This is a genomic window from Methanothermobacter thermautotrophicus str. Delta H (genome assembly GCF_000008645.1).
In the GTDB taxonomy this organism is placed as follows: Archaea; Methanobacteriota; Methanobacteria; order Methanobacteriales; family Methanothermobacteraceae; genus Methanothermobacter; species Methanothermobacter thermautotrophicus.
On sequence record NC_000916.1, the window covers coordinates 1,177,096 to 1,192,614 of the forward strand.

Genomic DNA, 15,519 nt, shown 5'->3' on the forward strand with positions numbered 1-15,519 from the left:
CCTCCTATAGCCCTAACTCCTTTTTGATCTGTTCTTCTGGCCACCAGCTTCTTGGGCACTGCACATAGCAGATTCCACATTTTATACAGCGGTCGCTGTTGAGTTCGGGTCTTCCGTTGGTCATGTCAAGGGCCCTTGTCTGGCAGGCCATTGCACATGTTCCACATCCAGTGCAGAGACCCTGGTTTACAACCTTTGTCTGGAGGTCGCATCCGCATGCCTCTGTGTAGCCTGCAAGGTCCAGCATTGGCTGGAGGTACTCCATGTCATTGTTGAGGAGTGCAACGACTGCCTTTGCTATTATCTCAGGTGATGGTGGGCACCCTGGAATGGCGAGGTCCACATCTATGAGGTCTGCTATTGGTACAAAGGACTCGTGTGATGGCTGTGCCTGCTGTCCGCCCCTTGAGTACCTTGTGAAGCAGCCTGTTGCTGCGCATGAACCGAAGGCGCAGACGAGTTTTGCCTTCTCCCTCAGTTCTTTGAGTTCGTGCAGGCTGTGTTCGTCCTGCAGACAGACAGATCCCTCAACAAGGGCCAGATCCATCTCTGGCATCTCCCAGAGATCCACCAGGGTCTGTCCGTATACTATGTCCACCATGTTGGTGAGTAATTCTGCTAGAATGTCGTAATTTTCAGTTAACGACATGGCATCTCCGGTACATCCACTGAGGTGAATGTAACCTATTCTTGGTTTTGCATTTTCTTCAGCCACTTTTTCAACCTCCTCTTTTGAAGCTCCAACAGGTTCCGATTTTTCTTTTTCGGGTTCTTCCCTCTTAGCTTCAGCCTCCAATCCTAAAAATCTTTTGATGCGGGCAATTAAGCTCATTTAGAAACCCCAATCTCATCTAAGATCATCTGAATGGCTCTGGGAATAGCCTTTTTTACTGGGGGTGTGAGGCCCATTTCCACATTGGGAGCTGATATCTCCTTGGGTTTACACCCTATTACCACAACATCGATCTTTTCACTGAGTTCATGGAGGGGCTGGCTCACTGGCCATGTATGCATATTTTCATAGGATCCCTTTGGAATCTCAGTGACATCGAATTTCCTGAGTGTTCCGGGTTCTGCGTTGAATTCAACAACATCCACAACTATCATCTTCTTCCACTCCTCATGGGGGAGGGAGAAGACAAAGTGCGGACCGCCAGTCCCAGCATCAATGAACATAACATTATCTGGTTTTTCCCTATCCTTGAAGTACTCTTCAAGGGCCTTGATAACCTCTGGGCCGAATCCATCGTCCTTGAAAAGGATGTTTCCACAGCCCACCACTAGAATCTCAGCGTCGTATGGCATGTTATTCCCTAGAGTCTGACCATTTCATCCCTGATTACTGATCTGTCCTCATCATCAACAACCATCACGTGTGTTGCGCATGAGAGACAGGGGTCGTAAGCGCGTATGACGTGTGGCCCGTATTCATGGTGGAATCCTTCAGTTGCAGGACCCATTGTTGGGATGTTCCAGGTTGTTGGGACGAGTGCACTGTAGAACTGTATCTTACCATTTTCAACCTGGGCCATGTGAACGTCCAGTCCCCTTGGACCTTCAATTGCACCTACACCCAGTTTACCTGTGCCTCTCTCATCGAAGTCTGCCCTTACCGGTGCGGATGTGTCCAGTTCATCAAGGATTTCAATTGCCCTTGCGAGTGCCGTTTTCATCTCAAGTGCCCTTGCAACGTGCTGTGCAACAACACCCCTCTCCTTGAATCCCTGGAATTCAACCATCCTTGCTCTTGGACCGACCTCCACGTTTCTTCCATCGTAGAGTGGTATTGTTGAGCAGGCCCTCTTGGCTATTTCAGGGTCATCGTACCAGCTCTCAGGCATTACCTCGGTGAACCTGTCCAGATCGAATTTTGTCCTGTCACCGTAGATCTGGTGGCTTGCAAGTGTTGGCTGGTTGTGGACTCCAAGGCCCTTTGGAAGGCCCTTATCCTCGATTAATCCTATCATGAGTTCAACGTGTTCGTCGACTTTTGGTTTGAGCTGCTTTAACCTCGCATACAGCCTTTTCCTTGCGAGTTCCGTTATGTTGTCGGCCATTCCACCTATCCTGACATCGGATGGGTGTATACCCTCACCTGCAACCATGTCAACTACGTACTGTGCGTTTTTCCTTATCTCGGAGACTGAGTTTATGGCGTCTGCCATGAGGTTTTCAGGCACGAAGTCCGGTGCTATGAGGAAGTGATGTATTGCGTGGCTGTTTACGTGGTGTGCTGCAAGTGTAAGTTCACGGAGAAGTCTTCCGGCCTTTGGAACCTCAATGTCAAGGGAGTCGTCTATTGCCTCAACGGAAGCCAGGGTGTGTGGTATAGGGCATACTCCACATATCCTCTGGACGATGACAGGTGCTGTTTCAGGTGCTTTACCTGTCACTATTTTCTCAAGGCCCCTGACAGGAGTAATACTGAAGTATCGCCCCTTTGTCACGATTCCCTCATCATCGACTTCCATGACAAGTTCTGCATGTCCTTCTTGTCGTGATGTCGGCGATATAACAATCCTTTCGCTCAAATGTATCACCTCTTGTTTTTAAAGTTCAAAAAACCTTCAATATTATAACTATTTTTAAATGTTATAAGTTTTTCAATTATAAAAAAAGTGAAAACTATTTATATCATTTTATAGATCACTTATTATTAGTAGAAAACAGAGTTTATAATATTAATTTTTTGTTCAGTAATACTGAGTGTTATATATCTTGACCCACATACTAAATGTGTTGTTAACACCAGGAAGGTGAGTTGATGATAAACTCAAAGGTTCTAGCATCGGTGGCGATAGTCCTGATAATTGGAGCTGTTGCTGCAGGTTATCAGGTGAGTCAGAATTCCGAGACACTGTGGAAATTCACAAGTCCCCAGAGCAGTCATGATCAGGGCCAGCAGCAGGGGGAGTCAAGCGTCCACAGTGAATCGCCCTCAACCACATCATCACAGGGTGGCAGTGGTTCAACCTCAGGTGGGGGTTCAGGCGTGAATGTGAAGATATCCTATTCAGAGGCAAAGAGTATTGCCCAGACATATATAAAGCAGGAGGGTGCCGCTGCAGGGACACCAAGGCTCCTTAAAATGGACGGTAAACTGGTCTATGTTGTTCCCATCGAAATGGGTGGGAAAACCGTTGGAGAGATCTACATTGACCCCATGACCGGTAAAAACCTTGGAGGGGCTGGTGGTGCGCCATGATGATTAAGACAGAAACAGAGTGCTGCACAATATATTCAGAGGATGTTGAGGACGCTGTAGTCCTTGAGGGTTCTCCTGGAGTTGGCCTCATAGGCAACATACTGGGGTGGCTTCTGGTTGAGGACCTCAAGATGAGAGAGATAGGCTACATTGACTCAAAGTACTTCCCTCCCCTGGCTGTCCTCTATAAGGGCGTTGCAATACACCCCTTCAGGATATATGAGGGTGATGGGATAGTCCTCTTCCTCTCGGACTTCATCCTCCCCCCTGCAGTTGTCTATGATATGACAAATGCGATCGTGGAATGGATGGTCCGCAATAAGAGCAGGGAGCTGATAACCTTTAACAGCATGGTTGTCCGTGAAAAGTCACAGCCAGTGGCGGGTGCGGGTAACAGCCAGGAGGTCATCCAGAGACTTGCAGACCTTGGAATACCGATAGTCCCCTTCGGTAACCTCAATGGTATTTCAGGGACCCTCCTTACAAGGTGCGCTGTTAATGATATACCAGCATCATGCCTCTTTGCAGAGATCCTCAACCCCTACCCTGACCCTAGGGCAGCTGCAAGTGTCGTTGAGGTCCTGAATGAAATGCTCGGTACATCTGTTGACCCTGAGCCCCTCCTGCAGGAGGCGCAGGCCATAGAGTCACGCCTCAAGAAGCTCGCAGAGACGGTGCAGGGAGAGGCCGAGACACCCATCTACATGTAAAAGTTTATATATTAGAAAATCAAATATTTCTTTACTCTTTTGTTAGGGCCCGTAGCCTAGCCAGGATAGGGCGTCGGACTTCTAATCCGAAGGTCCCGGGTTCAAATCCCGGCGGGTCCGCTAAAAAAGGTGCAAAGGAAACGGGGCCCGTAGCCTAGCCAGGATAGGGCATCAGACTCCTAATCTGAAGGTCCCGGGTTCAAATCCCGGCGGGTCCGCTCAATATTCTAATTCTAAGAAACAATGATAGGAATTCCATTTTTTGAGACCCATGGAATAAAACAGCCCATTTTCCAGGTTCATTGAAGAAATAATGATGGATGATAATGGTACCCCAGGTTATTGATTAGATTATCTGAAGTAAGCATCAAGGGTCTCGGCAGGGAACCTTATCTCACCATACTTCCCACCACCACCGGGTATCACAATCAGTGAGCCATTGCGAAAGGCCTCCACTGCAACAGCAACACCCGTATCCAGAGCTGCAATATCCTCAAGGGGGGCATCAAGCAGCACCCGGATCTCTGTTCCAAATTCCCCCACAAGTTTCTCCCAGATTCCCTGTACAAATTTTGTGGTTACTCCCTTATCATATTTCATCCCTATGATCTCTGCAAGGGGCATCAGGTGGACGTAGGGGGGCCTGTGTGGTGGGTGGTGAGGTTCATCCCAGGTTGAGAGCTCGTATATCCTGTAATCCACACCCTTCTTGATTTTACCGCCACAGGGACACCTCATGTCCATTTCAAGCGCCTCCTCAGGACTGTAAATGCGGTAGCACCGGGTACATGCAGTCATGTGGTACTTTCCGAGGCGCGGGTCAAGTCCATAGTTCGCCCTTATCCTGCACTTACCTATGGCCCTCCTGAGGGAGGTGAAGGACACATCCTCCATCTCAAACTGATTGAACTCCCTCCCCAGCCTGTGGGGCCATGGCGAATGGGCATCGGAGTTGGTCAGGAAGGGTATGTCTGCAAGTTCGGCTATCTTATCAGCCATGTCAGTATCTGCAGAGAGGCCCAGTTCAAGAAAGTCTGGTCTTGCCCCGTAACAGTCCATGTAGCTGTCATATGACTTGTACATGCTGGTCCATGGTGTGAAGGCATGGGATGGTCCTGCCATGCCATCGTATTCATGTACAAGTTCAAGTATCTGGGCCCCGTTCATCCTCACCCTGGGCCTTCCATCTGTGGTGCTGGCTGAGGGCATCCTCCCGGCTATCTCCTCTGCAGCCTCAAGTGAGGGGAGTATCAGGAGGTGGTGGACCCTCCTTGAGTCCTCAACCTCCGCCGTTATTACGAAGCTGCACTCATCGCGCCCGTAAATCCCGTCCCCCTCATATTCAGTTGATTCAGCTATGATCTTCCGCCATCCAGGGTGAAGTGCGTCGCCTGTCCCTACAAGTTGAAGGCCCTTGAGGCGTGCCTGGGGTGCTATGTTGTCAATAACCATGTTACGGGACGTTGCCCTTGAAAAACAGCTATGGATATGCAGGTCAGCGTTTATGATCATCTGATCATCCAGAAAAAATAGGTGGTGGGGTCAGCCTATGTAACGCAGGTCCTCTTCCCCGGGTTTGAGGTTCATCCTCTCAATCATTTCCTGCTCCATCTGCTGGGCCTTTGAGATCATCTTCTTTGTCTCCTCTGCACGCTCCTCAAGTTTTTCAAGGTCCACTTCAAGTTTTGTCATCTCAAGTAGCACCTCAAGGAGTGCACGGGCGGCTTCGGCGTCTATGAAGTAGCCTGGTGTTTCACCCATGAGGCATACACCATCCATGCCCCTCAGCCTCCCCATTCCAAGGAGAAGTCCTGATGCGCCTATTATGCCTCCATCAGCGGATCTCATGATGACGCCGTGTTCCTTGAGATCCTCGACGAGTTCCATGCTGGTTGCTGCCCCATAGACCCTCGCCTTCTCAACGGGCTGCCCCGTTGCGAGGCCTCCAAGGGTGAATATCCTCCTGGCGCCGTATCCCTCAACAAAGTCGAGTATCATGCCACAGATCTCATACTGTCCCTCAGGTGAGAGTCCCTGGGTGTTGCCCACGAGTATTATGTAATCCCTCTCATCCCCGCCTGCATCCCTGAGGTAATAGAACTCATTCCTCATGGGTTCAACTATACCATCCTCATCAACCAGTACCTGTGGTGGGAATGATGGGGAGTAGAGTTCAGCAAATTTGACAGCCTCCAGTTCATCTATTATGTGATCGGCTGCCAGTTTACCACATGTCCTATTCCTGGAAGTGCCTCGATGAATATGGGGCTGGAAAGTTCAATGTCTTCCAGAACGTTTATGATTGTTTCCCTCATTTTGATTCACCACTACCTCTAGAGTAAAGCTCTCTTTTGAGTTTTCTCCGGTATGCGCCATATTTGTCCTCCGGGGAAAACTTTGGAGGATAAATAACCCCTGTTCTACCTCCGCAGTGTGGGCAGACCTCTTTCAGGGTGTACTCTCCGCATGAACGGCATCTTTTCATCTTCATGTGAGTTCACGGAGGAATTCTCCCTCTCCACCCTCTTTCTCAACGATCTCTATGCACTTCTGGGCTGCTTCCTTGAGCTGCTTCTCTGCCTTCAGGTAGTCCGTTGACTTCACGATGAGCCGGTACCTGGGGGCTCCTACCGCCTGGACTGTTATACCCTCATCCTGGGCTGATTTAAGTGCCTTCCTAATTATTTCGACGCCGTTGGGTGCGTAGGACTTGATGTCAACGTATCCGGTTATCTGGACCTCGGGGGGTGTTATGTTGCGCTTGGCAACCTCTGTGATGACGGCTGCCCAGTCCTCAGGGACTCCCTCCTCGATGAGGGACTTTTCCCCCTCCTCTGCAGCGGTTTCAAAGGCGCCGTAGAGGTCTCCGAATATGTCCATCAGTTCGTATCCAACCTCTTCATAGGCGGTGTCAAGGTCCTTTCCAAGGTCCCTTGCTGCGAGTTCAAGGAATTTCTCAGCCTTCTGTTCGATCTTCCATGCCTGGATCTTCTTTGTGCGCTGGTCCTCCCTTATCCTTTTCATTGAAACATCCACGTGTCCCTTACGGGGATTCACACGGAGGACCCTTGCAACGATCTTCTGGTTCTCCCTTACAAAGTCCCTTATGTTTTTAACCCATCCAGAGGATACCTCTGAGATGTGAATGAAAGCCTCCTTCCCTGGATACTCCTCCAGGGTGGCGAAGGCGCCGTAGTTGAGGACCTTGTGAACGGTCCCAACCACCAGTTCACCCTCTTCAGGCCATTCATTTTTTCTTCTTACCATGAAAAACACCTAGATTAATCCAGGACCTCTAGAATCTGGGCTTTGATCTTTGACTTTCCTCCTGTTGGCTCAACAAGTGTTTTACCACAGATTATGCACTGAACATATGATGCTGCCCTGTCAAAGACAACCTGCTGGTTTCCGCAGTCCAGACATTTAACACGGAGAAAGTTACCCTTGGTATTGTAGAATATCACGCCAATCACCTCTAGGCCACGTATTCAACCCTTCCAGCCCTGAAGGATTTCTTCTTTATGTGTGACTTTCCACATTCCTTGCATTTGAGCCTGAGGTCAAGTTTCTTAACGGGTTTGTTACCTGATGGGAGTGGACGTGGGTAACCCCTGTAACCGGCAGTGACACGTCTGAACTGCCTCTGACCCCACTTAAGTTCACTGGCCTTTCTCCTCTTTGATTCCAGTACCTCGTGAACGGTGTGTTTTCTACAGTTTGGACAGTAAGTTCTTCTTTCCTTAGGAATCTTCATATCTAATCACCTCGTAAGTGAAAAAGTAAGCCTTTAAAATAACTGAACTTTTTTATACTGGGTTAGTATATCTCAAATCTCTATTTATACCTTTGTATGTGACACCACCTGGTGGTTCACTGAACCTTAAACTGCTAATCCGTGTTGATCCATCAGTTTCATTGCAGAGTACCTGATCTTCAGAGAATAGGAGAGCAATCTAACCATTTTAAAGCCTGCTGCCTATGAATACCTTATCCTCCGACCCTTCTTTGCATTTATGAAGACGTTTGCATTCAGTGATGGGAGCGTGACTATGTCCTGCGGCCGGAATGGACCGTATACCTTTTCATCCACACCCATTATTCTGGCAGGTACCTCCTCAAATATCAGCACCGTTTCAATATCCTCCTCCCGCCCTTTAACCCCTTTATCGGTTTTTACGGATTTTGAGGGGTCAGCGAGAAGTTCAGGGCCATCCAGAACGTCCTTCCTGGGGGCATCATCTTTCGCCCCTGAATCCCTGGTACCGGATTCAACATCTATTGAGGGGATTATCCTCGCCCTGAATTCCCTCAGGGTTTCTACCAGTGAAAAGTAGAGCTCCTCCTCCTCTGGTGTCATGTTGAGGGGGGTTGTATCCTGGAGGTCGAACTGTGGCCTGCCATTGAAGAGGTGGTATGACCTCTGGACGTTCATGACGGCACTATCAGTTATCTTGTGCTCCCTTCTCTCGCAGATCTCCGTGGCTATCCTCTGGGTGTCCCTTATGAGGTAGTGTTCCTTGGCGAAGGGGTCATTGCCAACGGCGTCAAGGAGGTCCTCTATGTAACTGTGAACCCTCTCATAGAAGTCATCCCCCACCCTTGCAAGGCCGCTTTCAGATCTCTCCTTTTTCTGAATCCTCCTCAGTTTCTGAAAGAATTCGTCCAACCCCATTCCTCACCTTTAAGTTATTCCTCTGCCTCTATTCTTGGAGCAAGGAGGAAGCTGAGTTCACCCTCTTTGCTTGCCATCTTCAGGGTCAGTTTGAGGGGCATGTCATCTCCCAGGTTGATTATTGCTGTCTCACTGAACTTGTCTGCCTTGAGCATCTCCTTGATCTTATCAAGGGAGTATATGCTCCTTGCAGGTTTATCTATCCTTTCGCCGTGGAGGTATTCAATCTGGGCGTCTCCAAATTCTCCCTCAGCTGAGGCTATGAAACGGTCCTCATCTACACGGAAGGTTATCTTATCTGAGAATATGTCTATGTCAGCTATTGAGTCCTTGAGGAGCTGGAATGGCACCTCGAACTCATTCTCATACTCAATTTCAGGAGGACTTGGGGTTTCATATTCGATGTCGATAAGCCTTATCTTGAATGTCCTTACTGCTTCCCCTTCAAACTGGATTATCAGGTTTCCCTCGTCGGTTGAGAGTATGACCCTGTCATTTGCCTTTGCCCTCTTGAGGACCTTCATGAGTTCCTCTGTGTCCACGTTGATCCTCTCTGGTTCATCACAGACGTACTCATCGAAAAGCTCGGCCTTCAGTTCGAGGTGCACGTATGTGATGTGGGACCTGTCAAGGGCGTCCAGGCGCAGGCCTTCGGCGCTAAGCTGTATCTGAACCTCGTCAACGATGGATGATATGGCATCGAAGCTCGTCCTTAAAATGTTAGGGTCATTCAATTCTGCCTTGAACATTTTCGTCCTCCTTATCCTATATAGCTAGATATTGGGGTCATGATTTATATACTATTCCTCTTCTTCTTTCTCTTCCCCTCTTTCAGCCTTCTTCACCTGTTTATAGAACCCCTCAAGGGGTGTGCCCCCTATGATGCTATGGACCATGAAGGCCCCCACCAGCAGGAGACCCGTGAGGATGAGGAATGCTGCGATGACCGTGTTCTCGCCTGAGACCACATTGTCAACAACACGGTCAGATGACCCCATTATGGTGACGATACCTGTCAGCAAAAGCATGACACCAAGTACCATTGCACTGTACCTCAGTATATCGTCACGGTGTTCCATTATGAGGGTCACCGGAAAGCCGTGCTCTGATTCATCCTCCTGTAACTCCTCCCATACCCGGGCAAGGAAACCCCTGAGCCTTTCTGAATACCTGCCTTTCTTACCATCATCGGGGCCTTCATCAGACATCTGCTCACCATTTTTCAGTCATATTCCCTCCAGGTGTGCTTGCAGCGGGTACATCTGAAGAACCGTGTCTCTGATTCATCAGCCCTCCTTGTCTGCTGCAGCCACCAGAAGGCCTCCATGTTACCACATTTCGGGCATTCAACCCTCGTTGTTGGGAGGGTATTTACATCATCACCTGTGAATATTATGGTCTCCTTTGCCTCAACTTCCTCTGAGACGCGGTACTTGTCTTTGAGCTTATCTGTGATATCCTTCTCATAGCCACACTGACACTTAAATTTTCCCTCGGATGGAAACATTACAGCTCCGCACTTAGGACAAAACTCCATCTTCTTCCTCCTGGTCAGAGAAACTGAAACCTTTTTGATTTCTAAAGTTTTTCTACAAGGACATTTATAATAATTTTGATTGTGACTGAAGGTCATGATATGCTGCAGAATGATTTTTTAGTGGAACACGGGTGCATTCCTCATCAATCTATTCCCGGTATCTGCTCCTGAAATCCTCCAGAATCTTCCGGTGGTCAAATGCGAGTTCAAGATCATCTATATCCTCGATGTGGAATATTCCAATGTCTGCAGCGTCTGAACCGGCCTCCGGTTCACCGGACACTACCCTCGCGGTGAAGCATACGCTCACGGTGTGCCCGCGGGGATCCCTCCGGGGGTCGGAGTAGACCCCGAGGAGGTCCTTGATTTCAACATCAAGGCCTGTCTCCTCGAGGGCCTCCCTCCTTGCTGCATCCTCAACAGTTTCACCGTATTCCACAAATCCTCCAGGTATGGCCCAGGAACCCCTGTAGGGTGATCTGCCCCTCCGTATGAGGATTATTCTATCCCCTGATAACCTTATGATAACGTCCACCGTGAGCATGGGTGTCTTCAAACCAGACTCCTCCTGCAGGCATCTATTTCTAGGCGCTGCCCCTGGACTCTCCTAACGTGACTCCTGAGGCAATTATGTGGGCCGCCCTCAGTGGTTCTGGAATTGAGCTGCGGGTCGTTGATATCCTGACAATCTCTGCGGCGTCATCAGGTTCAATGCCTGCAGTCTGGATGTAGAGGGGTTCCCTGGATTCAACCCTGTGGATTCTACCGGCCCTCTCTATGCTGCGCCACCTTGCCTTCCAGTCAGAAAATCTGTGCTTGAGCGCCCTCTTTATTCTTTCCATATCTGGATGTTTCCTTACAACCACTATAACGGGAAGGCCGGTCCTCTCTGATAATTCCACTATGTCCACAACATTGAAGCCCCCGAAGGTCAGCCCATCAAGCATTATGACCCTCAGCTGGTTGAGGTGCCTTGATCCATTCACCATCTCGATGATCCGCTCTGTGGCATCGTCACCGTCCACCCTCACCGTGGTTGTGAGGACGCCGTCGAGCCACTGCCCGCCCCTGAATACGGTGCCGACCAGAAGCACATCCTCCTCACTTCTGGGGGTGAATGGAGCATCATCTATGCCAAGAATCCTTATCTCAGATTTTATCTGCCTGAAATTATGGTTCTCCATGGAAAAATAGTTCACAGGGACTCTATGAGGCGCCTGAATTCATCACATCTATCCCTCAGGGTTTCGGCTGCTGCCTTGAGTGATTTTTTCGGGCTTCCTGCCCTGATATATAGCTGTGGTTCCCCCACTATTGGGTGGTCTATCGAGTATGCTGCTGCCTTAACCTTTTCATCCTCCATGAGGATGCTTCTTAATACATTGCAGAGGGTGTGTGTTTCTCCCTCGAATACTATCTCCATCTCATTTCTCTTATCCAGAATGACTTCCATTAGAATTACCCCTTAAGTGATTAACCTTCATAATTCACTGATAGCTTCCTTTTTTCCCGGTTTTCACAGTTCGGGCACCTGACCTCGTCCCTGCCGTTCACTTCCATGAAGTGCCTGCAGCGGGTGCACATTGCCTTGATAACCCCAAGGTCACGGCCTGATGTCTGTAGATCTATGCCATCGAGGCCCATGATCTTTGTGACCCTTGCCTCCACGATGTCCCCTATCCTGAAGGCGTCTGTTAGCTTTGAAAGGTAGCCCTTCCTTGCCTGTGAAACGTGGACTCCTCCAACGAAGTATGTTGCAAGGGCTCTCCTGTTGCCCTTGATGCTGTGTATCCTCACAAGGGCCCGCTGACCCCTTACATCAATGACCTCTCCAATGACCCTTGAACCCCTTTTAAGTGTTGGTGGTGTGTTCAGCTTTGATATTACCTTTATGCTCTTATTCCGGTCATCCCTTGAAACCTCTCCAACGACAAGGGATTTTATCTTACCATCCTCATCGTAGGTCCCCTCAGAGGGGAGGACCTCTTCGCTTACAGCCAAAAAATCTCCGGGAAAAACCATATCCCCAGATTTAACTTTCATCCATTCACCTCTTCAAGGTAAAAACAATGCTTACCTTACAGTGATCTATGGTTAGATCTGATTATATATATGCTTTTGCATGCGACGTTCACAGATCGATTACTCCATGCCTCCGAATCTTACTACAAAACCATACTGCACATCTGTCCACTGATTACCATGCCTCTGATTACCATGCATGAGAGCCAGCCGCACACTGGCCTATCTGTAGATACCACACCAGATAAAGGGTTATCCGTGTATTATCTCATCCAGTGTGTAGTCGTCCCAGCTTCTCTCTCCCAGAACTATCTCCAGTTCAGATGGGTTCAGGAGTGGTCTATCGTAGAGCTGTGAGTCATCTATGGCTATCCTGGGACACGCAGTTACCACGAAGGCCTCAAGTTCCCTGAAGGGGAGAAGTGCAGCCGGTGAGATGTTCTCAGCGAGGAGTATGAGGGCCTCCCTTCCAGCCTCCTCAAGTTTTTTCTTAACCATGAGGGCCAGCTCAAACCTCATCTGTCCAGCCTTTGATGAGACCACCACCCCCCACCTGCTGGCATCCGATGCCCTGCTTATCCTCGCAAATCTCACCCTCAGGACCCTGTCTGCGAATTCCTCAATGTCCCTCACCTCGCCATGATATGGGTCAGCCACCACAACCTCGCGTCCGGTGAAGAGTTTTATGCCGAGGGGGTGGAAGTTCCCGCTTCCAAGGAAAAGGTAGGCATCTGCATCGGTGCCCCTGATGGCTGAGAAATTGCATCCCAGGACCTGGCCCCTGGCTGTGTTAACACCCTCCCCTGTGACGACCTCAAAGCCCCTCTCCTCAAGGAGAGACCTTGCCTGGTCAAGGAGGTGGAGGTGCTGTGCTGTTGTTGCAATTCCAATCCTCCTGTGGCCGGAAAGTCTGTCAGCAGCCTCCCTGATGACTTCACCTACCTCAACTGAGGATGCGGCCTCTATGAATATCACAGGGACCTCATAGTCGAGGGGGAGTGGTGTGTGTCCATAGTGGACTATGAGGTCAACCATGTCCCTCATTTTTCTATCTGAAACATCACATGCCCCGAAGCATGGGTCTGCGGATATCACGGCAGTTGCGCCTGTTTCTGATTCTATCTGCTCTGCAAGTTCAACTGCCCTCATTTTAAGTCCCTCAGGGAACTGAAGGCCCACGACCCCTGCATTACGTTTCCTTATCTCCCCGATGACCCTTTCAGTTTCAAGCCTGTAGAGTGACATTTAATCATGCGGCCCCCCGGCAGGGATATCCTCAACCTTAACTCTGCCATCGATAACATCAACCTTCACGAGGCTCTTCACAGTGAAACCTGTCCTTTCCCTCACGACCCTGGATCCCTCACCCTTATCTATGACTGTTATAACATCCCTGACATCAACATCCATCTCCCTGAGGGCCTCCAGGACCGCCAGGAGGGTCCCCCCAGTGCTCACAACGTCGTCAATGACAACGACCCTGTCTCCACTATCAACACCATTTATGTAGAGTTCCCCTTCACTGTATCCTGTCATCTGATGGACGGCAACCTCGCCGGGAAGGCCGTACCTTCTCTTCCTCACCACGACGAAGGGTATTCCAGTCTTCAGTGATAGAACCGTTGCATGGTGTATGCCCATGGCCTCTATGCAGATTATCTTATCCGCTTCAGGTCTGAACCTCCTCACTATCTCCTCTGCAACCTCCTCCAGGAGTTCGGGTTCGGTGAGGGGTATGCCATCGGTTACAGGGTTTACAAAGTAGTCATACTCTCCCTTCTTAATCACAGGTGAATTTCTGAGGCTTTCCTTGAGTTTATCAAGCATTTCGATCACGCATCGGGATTGTTGAAAATTGAATTCATTATCTAGATATGATTGAGGATCTTAATATAGGTCCTCAAAGGATCTGCCGCCCACCACCCTGTGACCTTTATATGGCACAGCCCATCCACCACTCTTAATTATATAAGGTGATCCCAACAATAGTTAATGATTATCCATCACTGCAGGTGAAACCATGCTTGGGAATCTGGGCAGAAGTCTCAGTAAAACTATGAAAAAGCTGGCAGGGATGACAATTGTTGATGAGGAGGTCGTCAGGGAGGTCATAAAGGATATACAGAGGGCCCTGATCCAGTCCGATGTCAACATAAAACTTGTATTCAACCTGTCAAAGTCAATTGAGGAACGGGCACTCAACGAGGAACCCCCTAAGGGGATAACGCCAAAGGAGCACATCATAAGCATAGTGTACGATGAGATGGTCAAACTCCTGGGTGAGAAGAGCCATGAACTTGTCATAGATGATAAACCGTACCGCATACTCTTCCTTGGACTCCAGGGTAGCGGTAAAACAACAACCATAGGTAAACTTGCAAGGTACCTCCGCAAGAAGGGTTTCACTGTTGGGGTGGTCTGTACAGACACCTGGCGCCCTGCGGCCCTTGAGCAGCTGAAACAGTATACCGAGGGACAGGACGTGAGCATATACGGCGACCCCCAGAACAGGGACGCCCTGGACCTTGCAGAGAAGGGACTTGCCCGGTTCCAGAAGAAGGACGTTATCATATTCGATACGGCCGGAAGACACAAGGAGGAGAAGGACCTCCTCAGGGAGATGGAGGAACTTTCAGCCATTGTGGAGCCCCATGAGGCCATACTTGTAATCGACGGAACCATAGGCCAGCAGGCAAGGGAACAGGCCCTCGCATTCAGAAAAGCCACAGATATAGGTTCAATAATTGTGACCAAGCTCGATGGTTCAGCCAAGGGTGGTGGGGCCCTCTCGGCCGTTGCAGAGATAGGTGCTCCCATAAAGTTCATAGGTACCGGTGAGAGGATAGATGACCTGGAGGTCTTCGATCCCGAAAGGTTCATATCACGTCTCCTGGGTATGGGGGACCTCAGAAGTCTCCTCGAGAAGGTTGAAGAGGTTTCAGAGGAGGAGATTGCAGAGGAATCCCTCGACGCAATACTCTCAGGTAAGTTCACCCTCAGGGATATGAGGGTGCAGTTTGAGATGATGGGTAAGATGGGGCCCCTCCAGCAGGTTATGAGTATGCTGCCCGGTGCCGGGAAACTCCCAAAGGACGCCAGCAGGATGACCGAGGAGACCATACGGAAGTACCTCATAATAATGGACTCCATGACAGAGGAGGAACTGGAAAAACCAGACATCATAAAGCACTCAAGAATACGCAGGATAGCCCGGGGTTCAGGGACACGCAATGAGGACGTTAAGGAGCTCCTGAAGTACTACAGGGTCACCAAAAAGGCCATGAAGGGGCTTGGAAGGAGAAAAATGGGCGGACCCATGGGCCAGCTCATGAGGCAGTTCATGAGATAGCATCCTGAAGGGCAGAGATCAGGG

21 protein-coding genes, 2 tRNA genes and 1 pseudogene are annotated in these 15,519 nt (G+C 49.6%); 5 read left to right on the forward strand and 19 right to left on the reverse strand.

The window, feature by feature from the left end; genetic code table 11:
* Positions 1 to 4: 4 nt before the first annotated feature.
* The 3 genes from frhG to frhA are packed head-to-tail and all read right to left on the reverse strand — an operon-like array spanning position 5 to position 2,531.
* Positions 5 to 832 (reverse strand): coenzyme F420 hydrogenase subunit gamma, encoded by an 828-nt coding sequence (gene frhG, locus MTH_RS06195; protein ID WP_010876913.1) that lies wholly within the window; start codon positions 830 to 832, stop codon positions 5 to 7.
* Positions 829 to 1,305 carry a coenzyme F420-reducing hydrogenase, FrhD protein gene (gene frhD, locus MTH_RS06200; RefSeq protein ID WP_010876914.1) on the reverse strand — a complete coding sequence of 159 codons (477 nt, stop codon included), beginning with the start codon at positions 1,303 to 1,305 and terminating at the stop codon, positions 829 to 831. Before frhD ends, frhG begins: the two co-directional genes overlap by 4 nt.
* An 8-nt stretch (positions 1,306 to 1,313) precedes the next feature.
* Positions 1,314 to 2,531: a coenzyme F420 hydrogenase subunit alpha gene (gene frhA, locus MTH_RS06205; protein ID WP_048061018.1), complete on the reverse strand. Its 1,218-nt coding sequence runs from the start codon at positions 2,529 to 2,531 to the stop codon at positions 1,314 to 1,316.
* A gap of 233 nt (positions 2,532 to 2,764) precedes the next feature.
* Between frhA and MTH_RS06210 the strand changes: the two genes are divergently transcribed.
* The 4 genes from MTH_RS06210 to MTH_RS06225 all read left to right on the forward strand — a co-directional run bounded on the left by MTH_RS06210 (position 2,765) and on the right by MTH_RS06225 (position 4,133).
* Positions 2,765 to 3,205 (forward strand): PepSY domain-containing protein, encoded by a 441-nt coding sequence (locus MTH_RS06210; RefSeq protein ID WP_048061019.1) that lies wholly within the window; start codon positions 2,765 to 2,767, stop codon positions 3,203 to 3,205.
* Positions 3,205 to 3,915 (forward strand): proteasome assembly chaperone family protein, encoded by a 711-nt coding sequence (locus MTH_RS06215; protein WP_238374186.1) that lies wholly within the window; start codon positions 3,205 to 3,207, stop codon positions 3,913 to 3,915. Before MTH_RS06210 ends, MTH_RS06215 begins: the two co-directional genes overlap by 1 nt.
* 45 nt (positions 3,916 to 3,960) lie before the next feature.
* Positions 3,961 to 4,035: transfer RNA gene (locus MTH_RS06220), tRNA-Arg, on the forward strand.
* A 23-nt stretch (positions 4,036 to 4,058) separates the two neighbouring features.
* Positions 4,059 to 4,133 (forward strand) — tRNA-Arg (locus MTH_RS06225).
* A gap of 133 nt (positions 4,134 to 4,266) precedes the next feature.
* On the opposite strand, the gene MTH_RS06230 is transcribed toward MTH_RS06225, so the two are convergent.
* The 16 genes and pseudogenes from MTH_RS06230 to hpt all read right to left on the reverse strand — a co-directional run bounded on the left by MTH_RS06230 (position 4,267) and on the right by hpt (position 13,973).
* On the reverse strand, positions 4,267 to 5,427 hold the full coding sequence (locus MTH_RS06230; RefSeq protein ID WP_010876918.1) for a TIGR00375 family protein: 1,161 nt from the start codon (positions 5,425 to 5,427) through the stop codon (positions 4,267 to 4,269).
* Between the two features lie 30 nt (positions 5,428 to 5,457).
* Positions 5,458 to 6,230: pseudogene (locus MTH_RS06235) on the reverse strand (proteasome assembly chaperone family protein).
* Positions 6,227 to 6,406 carry an RNA-protein complex protein Nop10 gene (locus MTH_RS09575; protein WP_010876920.1) on the reverse strand — a complete coding sequence of 60 codons (180 nt, stop codon included), beginning with the start codon at positions 6,404 to 6,406 and terminating at the stop codon, positions 6,227 to 6,229. The pseudogene MTH_RS06235 and the gene MTH_RS09575 overlap by 4 nt, the downstream one beginning before the upstream one ends.
* On the reverse strand, positions 6,403 to 7,182 hold the full coding sequence (locus tag MTH_RS06240) for a translation initiation factor IF-2 subunit alpha (RefSeq protein WP_048061020.1): 780 nt from the start codon (positions 7,180 to 7,182) through the stop codon (positions 6,403 to 6,405). The genes MTH_RS09575 and MTH_RS06240 overlap by 4 nt, the downstream gene beginning before the upstream one ends.
* Before the next feature lie 14 nt (positions 7,183 to 7,196).
* Entirely contained in the window at positions 7,197 to 7,388 is a 192-nt protein-coding gene (locus tag MTH_RS06245) for a 30S ribosomal protein S27e (RefSeq protein ID WP_010876922.1), read from the reverse strand.
* A 2-nt stretch (positions 7,389 to 7,390) separates the two neighbouring features.
* Entirely contained in the window at positions 7,391 to 7,669 is a 279-nt protein-coding gene (locus MTH_RS06250; RefSeq protein ID WP_010876923.1) for a 50S ribosomal protein L44e, read from the reverse strand.
* 222 nt (positions 7,670 to 7,891) lie between these two features.
* Complete coding sequence (locus tag MTH_RS06255; protein WP_048061021.1) at positions 7,892 to 8,581, reverse strand: hypothetical protein; 690 nt, start codon at positions 8,579 to 8,581, stop codon at positions 7,892 to 7,894.
* A 20-nt stretch (positions 8,582 to 8,601) separates the two neighbouring features.
* Entirely contained in the window at positions 8,602 to 9,336 is a 735-nt protein-coding gene (pcn, locus tag MTH_RS06260) for a proliferating cell nuclear antigen (pcna) (RefSeq protein ID WP_010876925.1), read from the reverse strand.
* Positions 9,337 to 9,387: 51 nt separating this feature from the next.
* Entirely contained in the window at positions 9,388 to 9,795 is a 408-nt protein-coding gene (locus MTH_RS06265; RefSeq protein ID WP_010876926.1) for a hypothetical protein, read from the reverse strand.
* Between the two features lie 14 nt (positions 9,796 to 9,809).
* The gene (locus MTH_RS06270) at positions 9,810 to 10,124 is read right to left on the reverse strand and encodes a transcription factor S (RefSeq protein WP_048061022.1); all 315 of its coding nucleotides are present in this window, start codon (positions 10,122 to 10,124) and stop codon (positions 9,810 to 9,812) included.
* 148 nt (positions 10,125 to 10,272) lie between these two features.
* Positions 10,273 to 10,680, reverse strand: coding sequence for an NUDIX domain-containing protein (locus MTH_RS06275; protein WP_010876928.1), 408 nt, complete (start codon positions 10,678 to 10,680; stop codon positions 10,273 to 10,275).
* A gap of 28 nt (positions 10,681 to 10,708) precedes the next feature.
* The gene (locus MTH_RS06280; RefSeq protein WP_010876929.1) at positions 10,709 to 11,323 is read right to left on the reverse strand and encodes a DUF99 family protein; all 615 of its coding nucleotides are present in this window, start codon (positions 11,321 to 11,323) and stop codon (positions 10,709 to 10,711) included.
* The gene (locus MTH_RS06285) at positions 11,320 to 11,577 is read right to left on the reverse strand and encodes a DNA-directed RNA polymerase subunit L (protein WP_010876930.1); all 258 of its coding nucleotides are present in this window, start codon (positions 11,575 to 11,577) and stop codon (positions 11,320 to 11,322) included. The genes MTH_RS06280 and MTH_RS06285 overlap by 4 nt, the downstream gene beginning before the upstream one ends.
* Positions 11,578 to 11,597: 20 nt before the next feature.
* Positions 11,598 to 12,167 (reverse strand): exosome complex RNA-binding protein Csl4, encoded by a 570-nt coding sequence (locus MTH_RS06290; RefSeq protein ID WP_010876931.1) that lies wholly within the window; start codon positions 12,165 to 12,167, stop codon positions 11,598 to 11,600.
* A gap of 231 nt (positions 12,168 to 12,398) precedes the next feature.
* A complete protein-coding gene (gene dph2, locus MTH_RS06295) occupies positions 12,399 to 13,391 on the reverse strand; it encodes a diphthamide biosynthesis enzyme Dph2 (protein WP_010876932.1) in 993 nt (330 codons plus the stop codon).
* On the reverse strand, positions 13,392 to 13,973 hold the full coding sequence (gene hpt / locus MTH_RS06300; protein WP_048061024.1) for a hypoxanthine/guanine phosphoribosyltransferase: 582 nt from the start codon (positions 13,971 to 13,973) through the stop codon (positions 13,392 to 13,394).
* Positions 13,974 to 14,166: 193 nt separating this feature from the next.
* Here hpt and MTH_RS06305 point away from each other — a divergent pair, with 193 nt between their 5' ends.
* Positions 14,167 to 15,495: a signal recognition particle protein Srp54 gene (locus MTH_RS06305; protein ID WP_010876934.1), complete on the forward strand. Its 1,329-nt coding sequence runs from the start codon at positions 14,167 to 14,169 to the stop codon at positions 15,493 to 15,495.
* Positions 15,496 to 15,519 lie beyond the last annotated feature (24 nt).